Source organism: Bacillus cereus group sp. BfR-BA-01441, from assembly GCF_022663075.1.
Taxonomy (GTDB): Bacteria; Bacillota; Bacilli; order Bacillales; family Bacillaceae_G; genus Bacillus_A; species Bacillus_A cereus.
Genome location: NZ_JAKUEU010000374.1, coordinates 1 through 232, shown reverse-complemented (window position 1 = coordinate 232; position 232 = coordinate 1). Strand labels below are relative to the sequence as shown.

Sequence of the window (232 nt, the reverse complement as noted above, 5' to 3'; positions counted from 1 at the left end):
TACATCTAGTACAACAGTGACAGTAAAAGTAGTAGAAAAAGAAAAACCAGAAGAACAAAAACCAGAAGAACAAAAACCAGAAGAACAGAAACCAGAGCAAAAACCAGAACAAAAACCAGATCAAAAACCAGAGCAAAAACCAGAGCAAAAACCAGAAAATAATGTAGATGTAAAAAAAGATACAGCTACAGTGTAAAATGTTGAAAAATCCTTCCTAATTAACTTAGGAGGG

Annotated in this window: 1 protein-coding gene; it reads left to right on the top strand. The window is 33.2% G+C overall.

Translation table 11 applies throughout. The annotated features are described in order from the left end of the window. Positions 1-196, top strand: a 196-nt coding sequence (locus MR107_RS32130; protein WP_242293216.1) for a hypothetical protein, incomplete at its 5' end; no start/stop codon positions are given. Between the last annotated feature and the right edge of the window lie 36 nt (positions 197-232).